Below are 15,366 nucleotides of genomic sequence, written 5' to 3'. Positions count from 1 at the left end.
TTAAAGCGGCCTCAGATTTGCACCAGAACCTGTTGCAAGCCATGAAAATGGTAACTTTCCGAATAGGCCGGAGGTGCGGCCAACCGCAAGTTCGGGCAGCTTTCGAACAGAATTGGCAGAGCGATGCGTATTTCCAACCGCGCCAAAGGCGCACCAACGCAGAAGTGGATCCCGCCACCAAAGCTGGTGTTCACATCGATGGACCGCGTGGCGCGGAAAGCGTTCGGTTCTTGCCAGACAACGGGGTCGCGGTTCGCGGCCCCCAGCAACAAAGCAACCTGATCGCCGCGCTTGAAGCTATGTCCAAAGGTCTCGACATCCTCGTAGGCACAGCGCGTAAACATGTGCAAGGGCGGGTCATAACGCAGGATTTCTTCGATGGTTGAGTCAATCTTGTCTGGTCGTAAGACGCTTGGGTCTGTTTGCGTTTCCAGTAAGGTTTTGACCCCATTCCCCAAGGAGTGTACCGTCGCTTCATGACCGGCATTCAACAGCAGAATACAGGTCGCGACCAACTCCTCGCGTGACAGTTTCTCGCCTTCTTCTTCTGCAACGATCAATCGTGTAATCAGATCGTCACGCGGGTCACGCCGCCTCTGGTCGATATAGTCTTCCAGAAACGTGGTGAATTCCTGCGCCGATTGTGTAGCCTTGTCTTCGGTGTCCCGCGTTCGATTGGCTTGGTACATTGCCACCATGTCGTGCGACCAGCGCAGCAAGTCCGGTGCCATTTCTTCGGGTACTCCCAGCAGACGACAGATCGTAATCACGGGGACCTGAGTGCAATAGGCATGCAAAAGGTCAAACGGCTCTTGTGGGAAGTCCCGGATCAGATCGTGACAAAGGGTTTCAATCGAAGGCTGCAATGCCGAAATCGCCCGCGAGGTAAAGGCCCGCATGACCAGCGCTCTCAGGCGGGTGTGTCTCGGCGGCTCGGCTTCAAGCAGCGAATGAGCTTCGACTGACAACCACGGGGCCAGATGGGCGGGGCCTTGCGTAGCACATTCGGGTGGAACTTCGCGTCCGAACCGACGATCTTTCAGCAAGGTGCGGACGGATCGGCAGGATACAGCGGCAACCATGCCGTAATCAGTCCAATAGAACAGATCTCCGGCTTGTCGGGCTGTGTCATAAAACGGATAGGGGTTCTGGACGAAATCCGGGTCCGTCGGGGATTGTGAGAGAGACTTCATGCGACGCACACTTGCCACGCGGCGCGTTGAATGCAAGACCCTGTATATGCACAGAGTTTGGGTCATCGCCGGTTTTCTGCTTGCCGTTGGGGTACTGTCCGGATTCGTCTGGTCCTATGGCTACCGTCAAGCTTTGTCTCAGCTGAGTGAAAAGGCCGAGGCCGATCTTGAACTGGCGGCTGACCGGCTGAGCACGCAAATGCAAGTGTATCAAGAACTTGCAGTGCTGATGGCGACCCATCCGATTCTGCATGAATTGGATCAACCAGCCGACATACGACAAGCTGAGGCAATGCTGCTGGACATTGCTGACAAAACAGCAGCAGTCAACATGATGTACCTGGACCGAAAAGGGCAGGTCTTGGTTTCAGCGCAACCGGTGTCTCAGCTTAACATGGCCGAACACCCCGCTTTCCGTCGTGCAATGCAGGGGGCCTTGGGCAGTGCGCATGAGGTTACGCCTGTCGGAGATGATCGGATCTACTCTTACGCTGCGCCTGCTTTTGGCCCATTTGGTCAGATCACAGGTGTACTGATGGTTGTTGCCGATGTTCAGGATGTGGAACAGACATGGCGTGGCAGTACCGAGGCGGTTTTCTTTGTTGATGCAGAAGGCGTTGTGTTCATTTCGAACAGGTCGGACCTGCTATTTTGGTCTCGCGAGGAAGGAGAGGCGGGGCTTACTCCGCCGAATGGCGCGACCGTTGATTTTGCATCAACGCGCGTTGGTGGGCACGAGCTGTGGCAATTGAACTGGGGGCGCTATCTGCCGCGCGATGCTTTGCACCTTACCCTCGAATTGCCAGTACTCGATATGACTGCCGAAGTATTGGTGGACGTAGCCCCAGCCCTGCAACTTGCGCGGCTTCAGGCAGCAGCAGTCGCAGCGATCTGTTTGGCATTTGGTGCAATGCTTTTTCTCGCGATGGAACGGCGGCGGACGCTAGCCGAAGCCAATGCGGTTCTGGAAAGCCGAGTGGCCAAACGGACCCTCGACCTGACGGTTGCAAACGACAGCTTACAAAAAGAAGTCGCGGAACGACAGGAAGCCGAAGCGGCCCTACGTCGCGCACAGGCGGATTTGGTTCAGGCCGGAAAGCTCAGCGCGCTTGGTCAGATGTCAGCAGGGATCAGTCACGAACTGAACCAGCCCCTGATGGCGATCCGGCAGTTTGCGGACAATGGCACAGCTTTCGTGGAACGCGGAAAACCTGAAAAAGCGGCCGAGAACTTGGGCCGTATTTCTGAAATGGCTGTGCGCATGGCGCGGATCATCAAGAACCTGCGCGCCTTTGCCCGCAATGAAAGCGAACCTATGGGGCGGGTTGATCTGGTGCGGGTTCTGAACACAGCCGTTGAACTGACCGAAGCCCGGCTGAACACGGAAAACGTCGCCATGGATTGGCAACCGCCAAACGCGCCTGTTTACGCTTGGGGTGGCGAGGTAAGGCTTGTGCAGGTGTTTGTGAACCTGATCAACAACGCCGCAGATGCGATGAGCCAGCAGGATGAACGCCTCATTCAAATTGTGATCAATAATGGCGAGAGGCTTTCGGTCACTGTGCGTGACATAGGCCCCGGTATCGAAAACACGGAAAAGCTGTTTGAGCCGTTCTACACCACTAAGGCCGTAGGCTCGTCCGAAGGTATGGGTCTGGGGCTTTCGATTTCTTACGGTCTGGTTCAGAGTTTCGGTGGAAACATTCGCGGGACCAACGCGCCCACTGGCGCGATGTTTACTGTGGAACTGGAATACTATCGGGAAGACGAGGCAGCATGACCCGAAAAGTTCTTTTGGTCGACGATGATGCAGCCGTACGCGAGGCTTTGGCACAAACGCTTGAGCTGGCGGATGTTCAACCAACAACGGCAGGCTCTTTTGTGGCAGCCAAGGACCATATCCGAGCGGACTTTCCTGGTGTCATCATCTCGGACATTCGTATGCCGGGTCGGGATGGATTCCATCTGTTGACCTACGCAAAAGAGGTCGATCCCGATCTTCCCGTTATTCTTCTGACCGGCGAAGGGGATATTCCCATGGCCGTTGATGCAATGGGTAAGGGCGCGTTCGACTTTCTGGAAAAACCCTGTGCCGCGTCCGATCTGCTGGATGTGCTGGAGCGTGCGTTCGCAGTCCGAGCCGAGGTTATCGAGCAGAGAGCAATGAGATCCGAACTGGAACGTGGAGACCCGGCCGCACGATTGCTGTTTGGCCTGTCGCCCCAGGCAGAGGCGTTGCGAGAAAGGGTTCGCGCCGTTGCGCCCACACAGGCCGAAGTTCTGGTGACTGGCCCTCCGGGCAGTGGCATCTCAAAAGTGGCTGAGGTTGTGCACCTGATGTCCTCAGTCGGGCAGGGGCCATTTGTGAAAAGACCGGCCTCGACGCTCAGCCCCGAAGATCTGGCCCGCAGTTGTGAGGATGCAGCGGGTGGGTCGTTGTTTCTTGATGAGGTTTCGGCCATGCCGCAGGCCACGCAATTTGCAGCGCTTGAACTGATCGAACAAGGGCCGGGTGGTCGGATCATTGCTGGCACCACCGCTGATCTGTCTGTCTTAAGCGCCGACGGCCGTTTCAATGCCGATCTTTTCTACAGACTGGACGTGATGCGTGTGCGTATTCCGTCGCTGGCAGAGCGGCCTGACGATATTCCCGTAATATTTCGTCACTATGTGGCTCAGGCAGCTGAACAGGCCGGAATTCCGGTTCCTGAAATCTCATCGGAACATCTGGCGGCGTTGATGGCCAGCGATTGGCCTGGGAATGCGCGGTCCCTTATGTCAGCCGCCATGCGCTTTGTTCTGGGGATGCCGGAAGAGGTCGCACAGGCCACAGATCTGGGCCTCAGTGAACAAATGGCGCGCGTTGAACGATCGCTGCTGATCGCGGCGTTAGGGCGTCATAATGGAAAGGCGTCAGATGCGGCAAAGGCGCTGAAGCTTCCGCGAAAGACCTTTTATGACAAGCTGGCGCGTTACCAAATTCGTCCCGAGGATTACCGCAGGTAATCCGACCAGCGAATGTACGCTGGGTAGTGATTCGCATGAATGATTCGAAAATTGTGCGGAAATCCGCACAAGCAGCATTTTTGGCTGTGCGGATTTTCGCACACAGAAGAATAGGTGATTCTGCTTTGTGTGTTTGATGCCATGTAAGGCTTTGTAAACGATTGATTTTAATGCTCAGCCGCGCGTTCAGAGGGAAAAGTTGTTTGGTTGCGGCCGAGTTGCTTCACTGCACGCCATACGGCGCCAACCCGGCGCTGATCGCTTGTTTCTTGGAAGTCTGGGAGGAAAACAGATGAAGATTTTGACAACAGCTGCAACGGCTCTGGCGCTGACGGTCACCGCAACTGCGGGCATGGCGGCCTGTGACGACGGTGAGATTGTTGTGAAGTTCGCGCATGTGACGAACACCGATAAACACCCCAAAGGTATCGCGGCCTCGCTGCTGGAACAGCGCGTCAACGACGAGATGAACGGCGTGATGTGTATGGAGGTCTATCCCAACTCGACCCTGTATAACGACGACAAGGTGCTTGAGGCGATGCTGCAAGGCGACGTTCAACTGGCTGCGCCGTCCTTGTCCAAGTTCGAGAAATTCACCAAGCAGTTCCGCCTGTTCGACCTGCCATTCATGTTCAAGAACATTGACGCGGTGGATGCGTTCCAGGCCTCGGCTGATGGTCAGGCGATGAAGGACAGCATGCAGCGCCGCGGCCTGCAGGGTCTGGCATTCTGGCACAACGGCATGAAGCAGATGTCTGCGAACAAGCCGCTGGAAGATCCGTCAGACGCAAACGGCCTGAAGTTCCGCGTGCAGTCCTCGGACGTGTTGGTTGCGCAGATGGAAGCGATCGGTGGCAGCCCGCAGAAAATGGCGTTCTCGGAAGTTTACGGCGCGCTGCAGCAGGGCGTTGTGGACGGGCAGGAAAACACCTGGTCGAACATCTATGGCAAGAAGTTCTTTGAGGTTCAGGACGGCATCACTGAGACCAACCACGGTATCATCGACTATCTGGTCGTGACCTCGGTTGACTGGTTGGACAGCCTGGACCCCGAAGTGCGTGATCAATTCCTGACCATTCTGGGCGAAGTCACCGAGACTCGGAACAAAGAAGCCTTTGCCGTGAACGAAGCGGCCAAAGCCTCGATCACGGACGCGGGGGGCATCATTCGTGAGCTTAACCCCGAACAGCGTCAGGCCTGGGTCGATGCGATGAAGCCGGTTTGGGACAAATTCGCCGGTGATGTGGGTCAGGACAAGATCGACGCCGCACAGGCCATCAACGCCGGTTTCTAAACCGGATCGAGGCCGCGCGTCAGGGGACTGGGGAGTAATCGACGCGCTGGCCGGGCGGGCTGACATAGCCCGCCCTCATACACTCTCTCATCATCAAAAAATGCGGGGACAGAAAGATGTCTGGTGCGAATTCCGGCCAAGGCGGGCTGGTCGACCATATCGAAGAAACCCTGATTGCGTTGCTGTTGGGCCTTATGACGGTCGTAACATTTGCCAACGTGATTGCACGGTTTGTTTTCAACTCAAATATCCTATGGGCTCTGGAACTGACGGTTTTCACCTTCGGCTGGCTGGTGCTTCTGGGTGCGTCTTATGCAGTGAAAAAACATGCGCATCTGGGTGTAGACGCCATCCTGAACATGCTGGCCCCAGCGCCGCGCCGTATTTTAGCTCTGATTGCGGTGGGCTGCTGTCTGGTTTTTTCGCTGCTTCTGCTGAAAGGCGCCTATGACTATTGGGCCGTCTTTGCCGATCTGCCGCCCACATCTGGGCGCTGGTTCCCTACGGGTTTCAATTTCGACGCCCGCAGTCAGAGCTTTTATGAGGTTGACGACATCCCGATGGTCGCTCCTTTGCGGTTCCTTGAGGACCTGATCAACTACGGCGAGTACTACGAAAAACTACCCAAGGTCGTACCGTATCTGGTTCTGCCGGTTTCGATGCTGTTGCTCGTGATCCGGTTCGCGCAGGTCGCTGTTCAAATTTGGCGGGGCGAAACCGACCGCCTTGTCGCCAGCCACGAAGTCGAGGACGAGATCGAAGAAGTCCGCGCTCAGCAAGGGATGCATGACTGATGGACGTTGTACTTTTATTCTCGATGGTCATCGGACTGCTGCTGATTGGTGTTCCGATTGCGGTTGCGCTTGGCCTTAGCTCGACCTTGTTCCTGCTGATCTATTCAGACAGCTCGTTGGCCTCGGTCGCAGGTACTTTGTTCGAGGCATTCGAGGGTCACTTTACCCTTCTGGCGATCCCGTTCTTCATTCTGGCCTCGTCTTTCATGACAACCGGCGGCGTGGCGCGGCGGATCATCCGATTCTCGATTGCCTGTGTGGGGCATTTGCCCGGCGGTTTGGCAATTGCGGGCGTGTTTGCCTGTATGCTGTTTGCCGCACTTTCGGGGTCGTCCCCGGCAACCGTTGTGGCCATCGGTTCGATCGTCATCGCCGGGATGCGGCAGGTGGGCTATTCCAAGGAATTTGCGGCTGGTGTGATCTGTAACGCGGGGACACTTGGCATCCTGATCCCACCCTCGATCGTGATGGTTGTGTACGCGGCAGCCGTTGAGGTGTCGGTCGGGCGGATGTTCCTGGCGGGTGTCATTCCGGGCCTGATGGCCGGTCTTATGCTGATGATCACAATTTACGTTATGGCCAAGGTCAAGAACCTGCCCAAAGGCGATTGGAAAGGGTGGGGAGAGGTCTTTACCTCGGCCCGCGAAGCCGGTTGGGGCCTGTTCCTGATCGTCATCATTCTTGGCGGCATCTACGGGGGTATATTTACCCCGACAGAAGCCGCTGCTGTTGCCGCTGTCTACGCGTTCTTTATCGCCAGCTTTGTCTACAAAGACATGGGGCCGCTCAGCACAGAAGAATGTCAATCCAACCTGTCATTGCTGAAGAAGCCATATGCGCTGGTGACGGCGTTCTTCCACCCGGACACGAAGCACACGCTGTTTGAGGCGGGTAAGCTGACGGTCACGCTGCTGTTCGTCATTGCCAACGCGCTGATCCTGAAGCACGTGCTGACAGATGAGCAAGTGCCCCAGCATATCGCAAGTGCCATGCTGTCGGCGGGTCTGGGGCCGGTCACTTTCCTGATCGTGGTGAACGTGATCCTGCTGATCGGCGGTCAGTTCATGGAACCCTCGGGTCTGCTGGTCATCGTGGCCCCGTTGGTGTTCCCGATTGCCATCGAACTGGGCATCGACCCGATCCATCTGGGCATCATCATGGTGGTGAACATGGAGATCGGGATGATCACGCCTCCGGTCGGGCTGAACCTGTTCGTGACTTCTGGCGTGGCCGGGATGCCGATGATGGGTGTTGTGAAGGCGGCGCTTCCTTTCCTGGCAGTCCTGTTCGTCTTCCTGATCATGGTGACGTACATACCGTGGATATCGACCTTCCTGCCCAACACCTTCATGGGACCGGAAATCATCACCAACTAGCGGGCCTGACCCGTATCGCCGGGCGGTTGCGACTGCCCGGCCTTTTCATGCCTTGAAACCGCCGCACGGGCGCTTATTTGAAAGGCAGAGGACGACCTCCCCAACACGGGTAGATCATGCGGGACGACCCGCTTTGACAAGAGGTCATCTCATGGCATGGATCATGCTGCTTATTGCTGGAATTCTTGAAGTTGTCTGGGCGGGTGCAATGAAGCAATCCGCCGGGTTCACGCGGCTTTTGCCGACCGCGATCATGGGAGTGTCCATGATCGGGTCTTTCGGTTTGTTGGCGCTGGCGATGCGTGAACTGCCGCTGAGCACCGCCTATACGATCTGGGTTGGTATCGGCGCGGTGGGGGCTTTTGTGGTGGGGGTTACCTTGCTGGGCGAGGCGGTGACGCCGCTTCGGGTTCTGGCAGCGCTGCTGATCATTGCCGGAATTGTCACCATGAAGCTGGCCTGATCCGTTGACGGTCGGGGCGTCATTGGGCAGGCTGCCGGTACACGCCCCAACCAAGGATTTTCCCCATGTTGACCGAGACCGACAGCCGCCTGCTGCGCATCGCCTTTGACGAGGCGAAAGCCGGGTATGATGAGGGCGGCTGTCCCATCGGCTCGGTCCTGGCCCGTGGGGGCGAGGTTGTGGCGCGCGGACGCAATCAAAGAGTTCAGGGCGGTGATCCGATTGCCCATGGCGAGATGGACGCCTTGCGCAAGGCCGGACGGCAGAAAACCTATCGCGACACGGTGCTGTATACGTCGCTGTCGCCCTGCATGATGTGTTCGGGCACCATCGTTCAATTCGGAATCCCGCGCGTCGTGATCGGTGACACGAAGAACTTTGGAGGCAACGAAGACTTCCTGCGCGAGCGCGGGGTCGAAGTGGTGATAGCCGACGACCCCGACTGCATCGCGCTGATGCAACGATTTATCGAAGAAAAACCAGAGCTTTGGGCCGAGGATATTGCCGAATAACGACCGAGGTCAGATGCTTTCCAGCGCCTGAATAATGCCCGAGAAATCCGCAGCCTTCAGACTGGCCCCACCGACCAAAGCGCCATCCACATTCGAGACAGCAAAGATGTCGGCCGCATTGCTGGGTTTGACGGACCCGCCGTAAAGAAGTCGTACTGACCGGCCCACGCCTTCGCCAAAACGACGTTCCAGCCGGGCGCGCATGAAGTCGTGAACCTCGCCGATCTCTTCCAGAGTGGGGACCTTTCCAGTGCCGATCGCCCAGATCGGCTCGTATGCGACGATCAGGTTTTCGCCGGTGGACTGATCCGGGATCGAGCCGGACATCTGCCCGCCGATAATGTCGAGCGTGTTGGCCGCCTCACGCTGTTCCAGACTTTCGCCGACGCAGATGACTGCCTTCAGGCCCGCATCCATTGCGGCGCGGGCTTTGGCGCGTACATCCTCGTCATGCTCTCCGTGATCCACGCGCCGTTCGGAATGGCCCAGAATGACCGAAGTCGCACCGGCATCCAGCAACATATCCGCGCTGATGTCGCCGGTATGAGCGCCAGAATGGCCTGAGTGACAGTCCTGTCCACCAACCGTAACCGCCGATTCTGCCACTGCATCAGCGGCGCGGTGAAGCAATGTCGCAGGGGGGCAGATCAGAATATCGACCGAGGCTTCAGAATAGCTTTGCGACAGCGATGCAAGCTCGCTCAGCGCCGAGCCGGTTCCGTTCATCTTCCAATTTCCAGCCGCCAGCTTGCGCCGCATATCGGTTTCTCCCTGCGTATTCGGTTGTTTAAATCACCGGATAACATCGTTGTCCTCGCCATACAATTCCGGTTACAAGCTCCACGGGTGATTGGCAGGAATGTCGCAAATTCTGGGAGAGCGCCATGATCGACAACCTCGACTTGAAAAAGCTGGACGCCCGAGACGCTTATGAGCTTTCCCGCCTGCGCCAAGCCGTTGGTCAGGTCGGGTTTTTGACCGTTTGCAACACGGGCCTGACGGCTGACCGCATCAACGACGTAATCGCTGCCTACCAGTGTTTCTTCCGTTTACCGGAACACCAGAAGCGTTTGGTGGACATGGCTGCAACGGGATCCAACCGAGGTTGGGGTACGTCACAGTCCGAACAGGTCGACCCAACAGTTAACCCAGACTTCAAGGAAGTGTTCGATTGCGGATACGAACTGCCGCTGGACAACCCCTACCGTGCAAAGAACCTAAGCGTGTACGCCCCAAATCAATGGCCCGAGCAACCCGTTGCTTTCCGTGAAATTGTACAGGCCTATTACGTCGATGCCTGTGGTGTAGCGATGCGTGTGCTGCGTGCGATTGCAGTGGCGCTGGGACGGGAAGCGGACAGTTTCGATCAGGCATTTGATACGCCAATGGCTCTGCTGCGCGGCAACTACTATCCAAAACGGCCCGCCTGGGCCGGAGAGCAGGATTTTGGTATTGGCGCGCATACAGACTATGGCTGCCTGACTTTGCTGGCCACAGACGGCGCTGCCGGGCTGGAAGTGCGGATGCCTGATGGGGCATGGGAAAAGGTTCAGGCCGAACCGGGCGTGTTTATCATCAACTTTGGTGAGATGCTGGAATTTTGGACAGCAGGGCAGGTGAAGGCGACCGAACACAGGGTTGTTGGCGGATCGCACGAGCGAATCTCGGTCCCAATGTTCTTCAACCCGTCTTTTGACACCAATGTCGCGCCACCTGGGTCAGGCCAAGTGATCTCGGCCGGTGATCATCTGACCAAACGGTTCAACGAAACCTATGTTCACCTGCAAACCAGTTAGGACTGCGACGCGAGGTTTGCGTCGAACTTTATTGATTCACCGCAGCCGCAGGAATCAACAACGTTCGGGTTCTTGAACTTGAAGCCTGCTTCCAACAGGGACACTTCGTAGTCGATCTCGGTTCCAAAAAGGAACATCTGCGCCATCGGTGCGATCATCACGCGCGCTCCGTCTTGCTCGACCACCTCATCATGCGGATCTGCCTGGTCTACATATTCCATGGTGTATTCCATGCCTGCACAGCCGCCTTTCTTGACGCCAATGCGCAAACCAGCATGCCCGCCCGAATTCATCAGGCGTGTAATCTGCTCTGCGGCTTTGGGCGTCATGGTCACAGCCTGTTTGCCGGGGATGCCGAACATGTAAATCTCCGTTGTCACGCGTCATTCCCAATTTAGGGCTCAAACGCCTCGGGCTCAAGGTCACGAGTGTTAAAGAGTGCCTTTTGGCTAAACCAACTTGGTATTGGCTTCCTCCTTGAAACCTTGCATTAAACAGGAAAGCGGGTTTAGCTTTGCTGGAATGGGTGCAACGTCCCGTGTTCCGGAATTCATTTTGCAGCAGAAAGATTATAAATATGAATGACTTGATCCGTTTTGTTAAGCTGGTTTTTCAAGGATCTACTCTTACTTTTCTGCTTACCAGTTTAACTGCAACCGGTGCGTTGGCTATCACAGATGCCGAGAGGCACCCGGTAAACTGTGCGACAGCGGCAGGTGATCTGCGCGCTATTCAGGCCGAAAAGGAACATGCCGAGACCAAGCAGCTTGAAAGCATCGCTTCGATCACGCCCGCCGGTGCTCTGCTGGGTCTGGTTACAGGAACCGAACACAAACACCTGCAAATGTTGTCTGGTGATTACATCAATGAACTGGATGCCCGTGCCGCAGAGATCAAAGCAACCTGCGATCTGGAGTAACTGTGTTCGCAGACATGTTAGTCGCGGGTATTTAGTTTACATAAAGCCCAGTTCCAGACGAGCTTCGTCCGACATCATCTCCATACCCCAGGGCGGCTCCCAGGTCAGTTCAACGTCAACTTCTTTGACGCCGGCTACGGGTTCAATCGCTTCCACGATCCATCCGGGCATATCACCGGCCACTGGGCATCCGGGCGCAGTCAGGGTCATGATCACCTTAACTGCGTTATCCGCAGTAATATCAATCGTGTAGATCAAGCCGAGGTCATAGATGTTGACCGGGATTTCAGGATCATAGACCGTGCGGCACGCCTCAACCACGGCGTCGTACAACGGGTGTTCAATTGTTGACGGCGCAATCAGCGGTGTGCCTTCAAACTGTTCGCTCGGGTGAGTCATCTTTGCCTCGGGTCAGTTGCCTGAGTGATTATATAGGGAATAGCCGTATCAGCGTCCAGTGGGGGCGTGGCGCTCAGACAAGCGCCACCGCGATTCAATCATTGATATCATGTTTGAAGGTTTTGACTTGACCATGCGGCAGCGCAAAGAGCTTGCGCAAGACAAGCCACGCGACAAGCGACAGCACCGCAAAGATCAACGCAAGGACGTGAGGCGACATTGTCAGACCCGGAATGATCAAGAGAAGACCCGTGATTGCTGCGCCAATTGCGAAACCAAGAAAGATGAATCCCGGCAGAACAATCTCGAGGATACCGAGCGCCAGTGCGGCCGCCAGCCAAATCCACCATGTCAGCCAGAAGGGGTCTGCCATCACTTTCCTCCTTTGAGCATTTTGAACGCATCGCCAAAGGCTTCAAGGGCGTTCGCTGGCACAACAATGGTCTGTTTGCCAGACCCGTTGCCCAGCGCATTAAGGGCTTCAACCTGCTTCAAAGCAACCTGATACTGGGCGGCCTCGATACCGTTGTCCTGAATGGCCTTGGCCACGACGCCCGTAGCATAGGCTTCAGCTTCAGCCTGAATGCGGCGGGCTTTGGCGGTTTGTTCAGCGGCATAAAGTTCAGCATCAGCGTGCAGTTCAACGGCGCGTTTCTGACCCTCGGCCTCGGTCACTTGCGCGCGGCGGGCACGTTCCGCGTTCAGCTGTTGCAGCATGGCATCGCGGGTCGCTTGATCCAGATTAACATCGAGAATCTCGGCGCGAGTCACTTCGATGCCCCAGTCATCGACTGCGGTTTCAACGCTTTCCTGGATGCGCGTGATCAATTGCGCGCGGTTCGACTGAACCTCGTCCAGATCCATCTTGCCGATTTCGGCGCGCACGATCCCGGCGACAGTGGTCGCAATCGCGCCGTCTACGTCGCGGATGCGGTAAACCGTCTTTTCCGGTTCAAGAATGCGATAGAAGACCGAGGTGTCGATCTGCACCAGCACGTTGTCCTTGGTAATTGCGTCCTGCGTCGCATTCGGCAGTTGGCGTTCCAAGATCGAGATTTTGTGGCGTGCAACATCCAGAAAAGGAACGATGAAATTGATTCCGGGGCCAAGCACCGAATGCAGTCGGCCAAACCGCTCAACCACGTATTTTTCGGACTGCGGTACAATCTTGATGCCTTTGAGAATAACGACAACCACCAGCACAGCTGCCAGCAGGTAAATGATGTTTGACGAAAGCAATCCGATAATCTGATCTTCGGTCATTCTGTCCTCTTATTATTGTGTACTATGGTATACATTTGGGGATTGAGTCGCCCGATTTCAACTCTGGTATGAGTGGGTTGGAGCGTTATGCAAATGCCTGAACGCGTGGGCGCGGCCCGGAATATTGTGGCTGTGACCGGTTTGCATCCCACGGCGTTTGCGGTATCGGGCGGGGATGAAACTGATTATCGACACAGATCCCGGCGTCGACGATGCAATGGCCATCGCGTATGCTGCCGCCGCGCCAGAAATTGACCTGATCGGTCTGACAACGGTTTTTGGCAACACTTATGTGCACCAATCCAGTCGCAACGCGCGGTTTTTGCTTCACAAGCTTGGGTTGGACTTGCCTGTGGCCGAAGGGGCTGCGGTGCCGCTGGGGGCGGACACGCACGCACCGTCGGAGCATGTTCATGGCCCCGAAGGTTTTGGTGATCTGACCGAAATCCCGGAGATTGGACAGAACCACGCGTTGCCAGCAGCCGAGTTTCTGGTTGAAATGGCCCGAGCCCATAAGGGCGAACTTGTGCTCTGCGCCGTGGGTCCCTTGACTAACATTGCAAAGGCAATGCGTCTGGACCCGGAATTTGCAGGCAATCTGCGCGAATTGGTGATCATGGGAGGCGCGGTCTACTGCCCTGGTAACATTACCCAATACGCAGAAGCCAATATCTATCACGACGCTCTTGCCGCTGAAGAGGTCTTTTCCGTCCCGGCCAACACTGTTCTGGTCGGATTGGACGTGACCTTGAAGACGCTTTACGAAACGGCGGACTTCGAAGCATTGGCACAAAAGTCACCCGATATGGGGGCGTTTCTGCGCGACATCTCTCGGTTCTATCTGAAGTTTTACAAAGAGATCGGGGGGCTGGAAGGCTGCGGCCTGCACGATTCAACAGCCGTGATTGCGTGTTCCCATCAAGCCCTGTTCGATATGGTTGAAACCGGGCTGCGGGTTGTCACCGAAGGCGATCAAATGGGGGCGACACAACCAGATCCTGAACGACCCGCGATCCGGGTGTGCCGCGATGTGGACGGGGCAGGGGTTGTACGTCTGTTCACGGACCGCGTGGTCTCGTTGCCCTGACGGGTTGCAAAGACGGAACGGATCGGGCAAAGCCTGCCCGGTTCGGCGATCCGAGGCGATGACATGACGCAGAAATTCTCATTTGAGCTTAAGGCAACAGACGGCAAGGCACGCACGGGTGTGATCAGCACGCCGCGAGGAGAGGTGCGGACGCCAGCCTTCATGCCTGTGGGCACAGCCGCGACGGTCAAAGCGATGATGCCCGAAAGTGTGCGCGCCACCGGGGCGGATATTCTGCTGGGCAACACCTATCACCTGATGCTGCGTCCAACAGCGGAACGGATTGATCGTTTGGGCGGGTTGCACAAGTTCATGAACTGGGACCGCCCCATTCTGACCGACTCGGGCGGGTTTCAGGTCATGTCTTTGGCAGGGCTGCGCAAGCTGACCGAAAAGGGCGTGACCTTCAAATCTCATATCGACGGATCAAAACACGAACTGACGCCCGAGCGGTCAATGGAGATTCAGCGCTTGCTGGGCTCGGACATTGTGATGTGCTTTGACGAATGCCCCGCGCTGCCTGCCGACCGGGATCGCATCGCCGAGTCCATGCGGTTGTCGATGCGATGGGCAGAACGGTCGCGTGACGCGTTTGGGGATCGTCCGGGTCACGCCCTGTTCGGCATTATGCAGGGCGGTTTGGAACAGGACCTGCGCGAAGAAAGCGCAGAAGCGTTGAAATCTATTGGTTTCGAAGGCTACGCGGTGGGCGGCCTGGCTGTGGGTGAGGGGCAGGAGGCCATGTTTGGCTGCCTCGATTACGCCCCCGATTTTCTGCCTGAAGACAAACCGCGTTACCTGATGGGTGTTGGTAAGCCAGACGATATCGTCGGCGCCGTCGCGCGTGGGATCGACATGATGGACTGTGTGTTGCCGTCGCGTTCGGGCCGCACGGGGCAAGTGTTCACACGTCGCGGTGTGGTCAATATCAAGAATGCCCGCCATGCGGATGACCCGCGTCCGCTGGATGAAAACTGCACATGTCCCGCTTGTTCCAACTATTCGCGCGCGTACCTGCACCATGTTTTCCGCGCCAATGAGATGATCTCGGGCATGTTGCTGACCTGGCACAACCTGCATTACTTCCAAGAGATCATGCAGGGGATGCGAGATGCGATTGCTGCGGGCACGTTTGTCGCCTGGCAGGCCGAGTTTCATGCGCAGCGTGCGCAAGGTGATATCGAACCCTTGTAACCTTCCCCTTCGGGTGACAATTGCGTGGCTTTCCGGTAGTCTAGTGCCACTTCAAGCAATGCCATTTTAG

17 protein-coding genes are annotated in these 15,366 nt (G+C 56.6%); 11 read left to right on the top strand and 6 right to left on the bottom strand.

The window, feature by feature from the left end; all coding sequences use genetic code 11:
• Positions 1-11: 11 nt before the first annotated feature.
• The gene (locus tag GOV85_RS01525; protein WP_171174320.1) at positions 12-1,193 is read right to left on the bottom strand and encodes a cytochrome P450; all 1,182 of its coding nucleotides are present in this window, start codon (positions 1,191-1,193) and stop codon (positions 12-14) included.
• Between GOV85_RS01525 and GOV85_RS01520 the strand changes: the two genes are divergently transcribed.
• The 7 genes from GOV85_RS01520 to GOV85_RS01490 all read left to right on the top strand — a co-directional run bounded on the left by GOV85_RS01520 (position 1,192) and on the right by GOV85_RS01490 (position 8,638).
• Positions 1,192-2,973, top strand: a complete 1,782-nt coding sequence (locus tag GOV85_RS01520; RefSeq protein WP_254442946.1) for an ATP-binding protein — start codon at positions 1,192-1,194, stop codon at positions 2,971-2,973. The two genes, GOV85_RS01525 and GOV85_RS01520, sit on opposite strands and share 2 nt — an antisense overlap.
• Complete coding sequence (locus GOV85_RS01515) at positions 2,970-4,199, top strand: sigma-54 dependent transcriptional regulator (protein WP_171174318.1); 1,230 nt, start codon at positions 2,970-2,972, stop codon at positions 4,197-4,199. The genes GOV85_RS01520 and GOV85_RS01515 overlap by 4 nt, the downstream gene beginning before the upstream one ends.
• Positions 4,200-4,491: 292 nt before the next feature.
• Positions 4,492-5,493, top strand: a complete 1,002-nt coding sequence (locus tag GOV85_RS01510; RefSeq protein WP_171174316.1) for a DctP family TRAP transporter solute-binding subunit — start codon at positions 4,492-4,494, stop codon at positions 5,491-5,493.
• Positions 5,494-5,609: 116 nt separating this feature from the next.
• Positions 5,610-6,287 carry a TRAP transporter small permease gene (locus GOV85_RS01505; RefSeq protein ID WP_171174314.1) on the top strand — a complete coding sequence of 226 codons (678 nt, stop codon included), beginning with the start codon at positions 5,610-5,612 and terminating at the stop codon, positions 6,285-6,287.
• Positions 6,287-7,663 carry a TRAP transporter large permease gene (locus tag GOV85_RS01500; protein WP_171174312.1) on the top strand — a complete coding sequence of 459 codons (1,377 nt, stop codon included), beginning with the start codon at positions 6,287-6,289 and terminating at the stop codon, positions 7,661-7,663. Before GOV85_RS01505 ends, GOV85_RS01500 begins: the two co-directional genes overlap by 1 nt.
• 151 nt (positions 7,664-7,814) lie before the next feature.
• Positions 7,815-8,126, top strand: coding sequence for a multidrug efflux SMR transporter (locus GOV85_RS01495; protein WP_171174310.1), 312 nt, complete (start codon positions 7,815-7,817; stop codon positions 8,124-8,126).
• Positions 8,127-8,191: 65 nt separating this feature from the next.
• Positions 8,192-8,638 carry a nucleoside deaminase gene (locus GOV85_RS01490; protein ID WP_171174308.1) on the top strand — a complete coding sequence of 149 codons (447 nt, stop codon included), beginning with the start codon at positions 8,192-8,194 and terminating at the stop codon, positions 8,636-8,638.
• Positions 8,639-8,647: 9 nt separating this feature from the next.
• On the opposite strand, the gene tpiA is transcribed toward GOV85_RS01490, so the two are convergent.
• Positions 8,648-9,397 (bottom strand): triose-phosphate isomerase, encoded by a 750-nt coding sequence (gene tpiA, locus GOV85_RS01485; protein ID WP_171174306.1) that lies wholly within the window; start codon positions 9,395-9,397, stop codon positions 8,648-8,650.
• A gap of 125 nt (positions 9,398-9,522) precedes the next feature.
• Between tpiA and GOV85_RS01480 the strand changes: the two genes are divergently transcribed.
• Positions 9,523-10,434, top strand: coding sequence for an isopenicillin N synthase family oxygenase (locus GOV85_RS01480; RefSeq protein ID WP_171174304.1), 912 nt, complete (start codon positions 9,523-9,525; stop codon positions 10,432-10,434).
• Here GOV85_RS01480 and GOV85_RS01475 read toward each other — a convergent pair.
• Complete coding sequence (locus GOV85_RS01475) at positions 10,431-10,796, bottom strand: iron-sulfur cluster assembly accessory protein (protein WP_171176184.1); 366 nt, start codon at positions 10,794-10,796, stop codon at positions 10,431-10,433. The genes GOV85_RS01480 and GOV85_RS01475 overlap by 4 nt on opposite strands.
• Before the next feature lie 215 nt (positions 10,797-11,011).
• Between GOV85_RS01475 and GOV85_RS01470 the strand changes: the two genes are divergently transcribed.
• Positions 11,012-11,353 carry a hypothetical protein gene (locus tag GOV85_RS01470; RefSeq protein ID WP_245223150.1) on the top strand — a complete coding sequence of 114 codons (342 nt, stop codon included), beginning with the start codon at positions 11,012-11,014 and terminating at the stop codon, positions 11,351-11,353.
• A 36-nt stretch (positions 11,354-11,389) separates the two neighbouring features.
• Here the strand turns inward: GOV85_RS01470 and GOV85_RS01465 are convergent, their stop codons facing one another.
• From GOV85_RS01465 to GOV85_RS01455, 3 genes are all read right to left on the bottom strand, one after another.
• Entirely contained in the window at positions 11,390-11,752 is a 363-nt protein-coding gene (locus tag GOV85_RS01465) for an SUF system Fe-S cluster assembly protein (RefSeq protein ID WP_171174302.1), read from the bottom strand.
• A gap of 94 nt (positions 11,753-11,846) precedes the next feature.
• Positions 11,847-12,125, bottom strand: a complete 279-nt coding sequence (locus GOV85_RS01460) for an NfeD family protein (RefSeq protein ID WP_171174300.1) — start codon at positions 12,123-12,125, stop codon at positions 11,847-11,849.
• Positions 12,125-13,015: an SPFH domain-containing protein gene (locus GOV85_RS01455; RefSeq protein ID WP_171174297.1), complete on the bottom strand. Its 891-nt coding sequence runs from the start codon at positions 13,013-13,015 to the stop codon at positions 12,125-12,127. Before GOV85_RS01455 ends, GOV85_RS01460 begins: the two co-directional genes overlap by 1 nt.
• 175 nt (positions 13,016-13,190) lie before the next feature.
• Between GOV85_RS01455 and GOV85_RS01450 the strand changes: the two genes are divergently transcribed.
• Together GOV85_RS01450 and tgt are read left to right on the top strand one after the other, a co-directional pair.
• Complete coding sequence (locus tag GOV85_RS01450; RefSeq protein WP_171174295.1) at positions 13,191-14,102, top strand: nucleoside hydrolase; 912 nt, start codon at positions 13,191-13,193, stop codon at positions 14,100-14,102.
• 63 nt (positions 14,103-14,165) lie between these two features.
• A complete protein-coding gene (gene tgt / locus GOV85_RS01445; RefSeq protein WP_171174293.1) occupies positions 14,166-15,296 on the top strand; it encodes a tRNA guanosine(34) transglycosylase Tgt in 1,131 nt (376 codons plus the stop codon).
• Positions 15,297-15,366: the final 70 nt, after the last annotated feature.

The sequence above is a fragment of the Ruegeria sp. HKCCA4633 genome, assembly GCF_013034605.1.
GTDB lineage: Bacteria > Pseudomonadota > Alphaproteobacteria > Rhodobacterales > Rhodobacteraceae > Ruegeria.
Note: the sequence above shows the minus strand (reverse complement) of the source record. Positions and strands in the feature narration are given on the sequence as shown.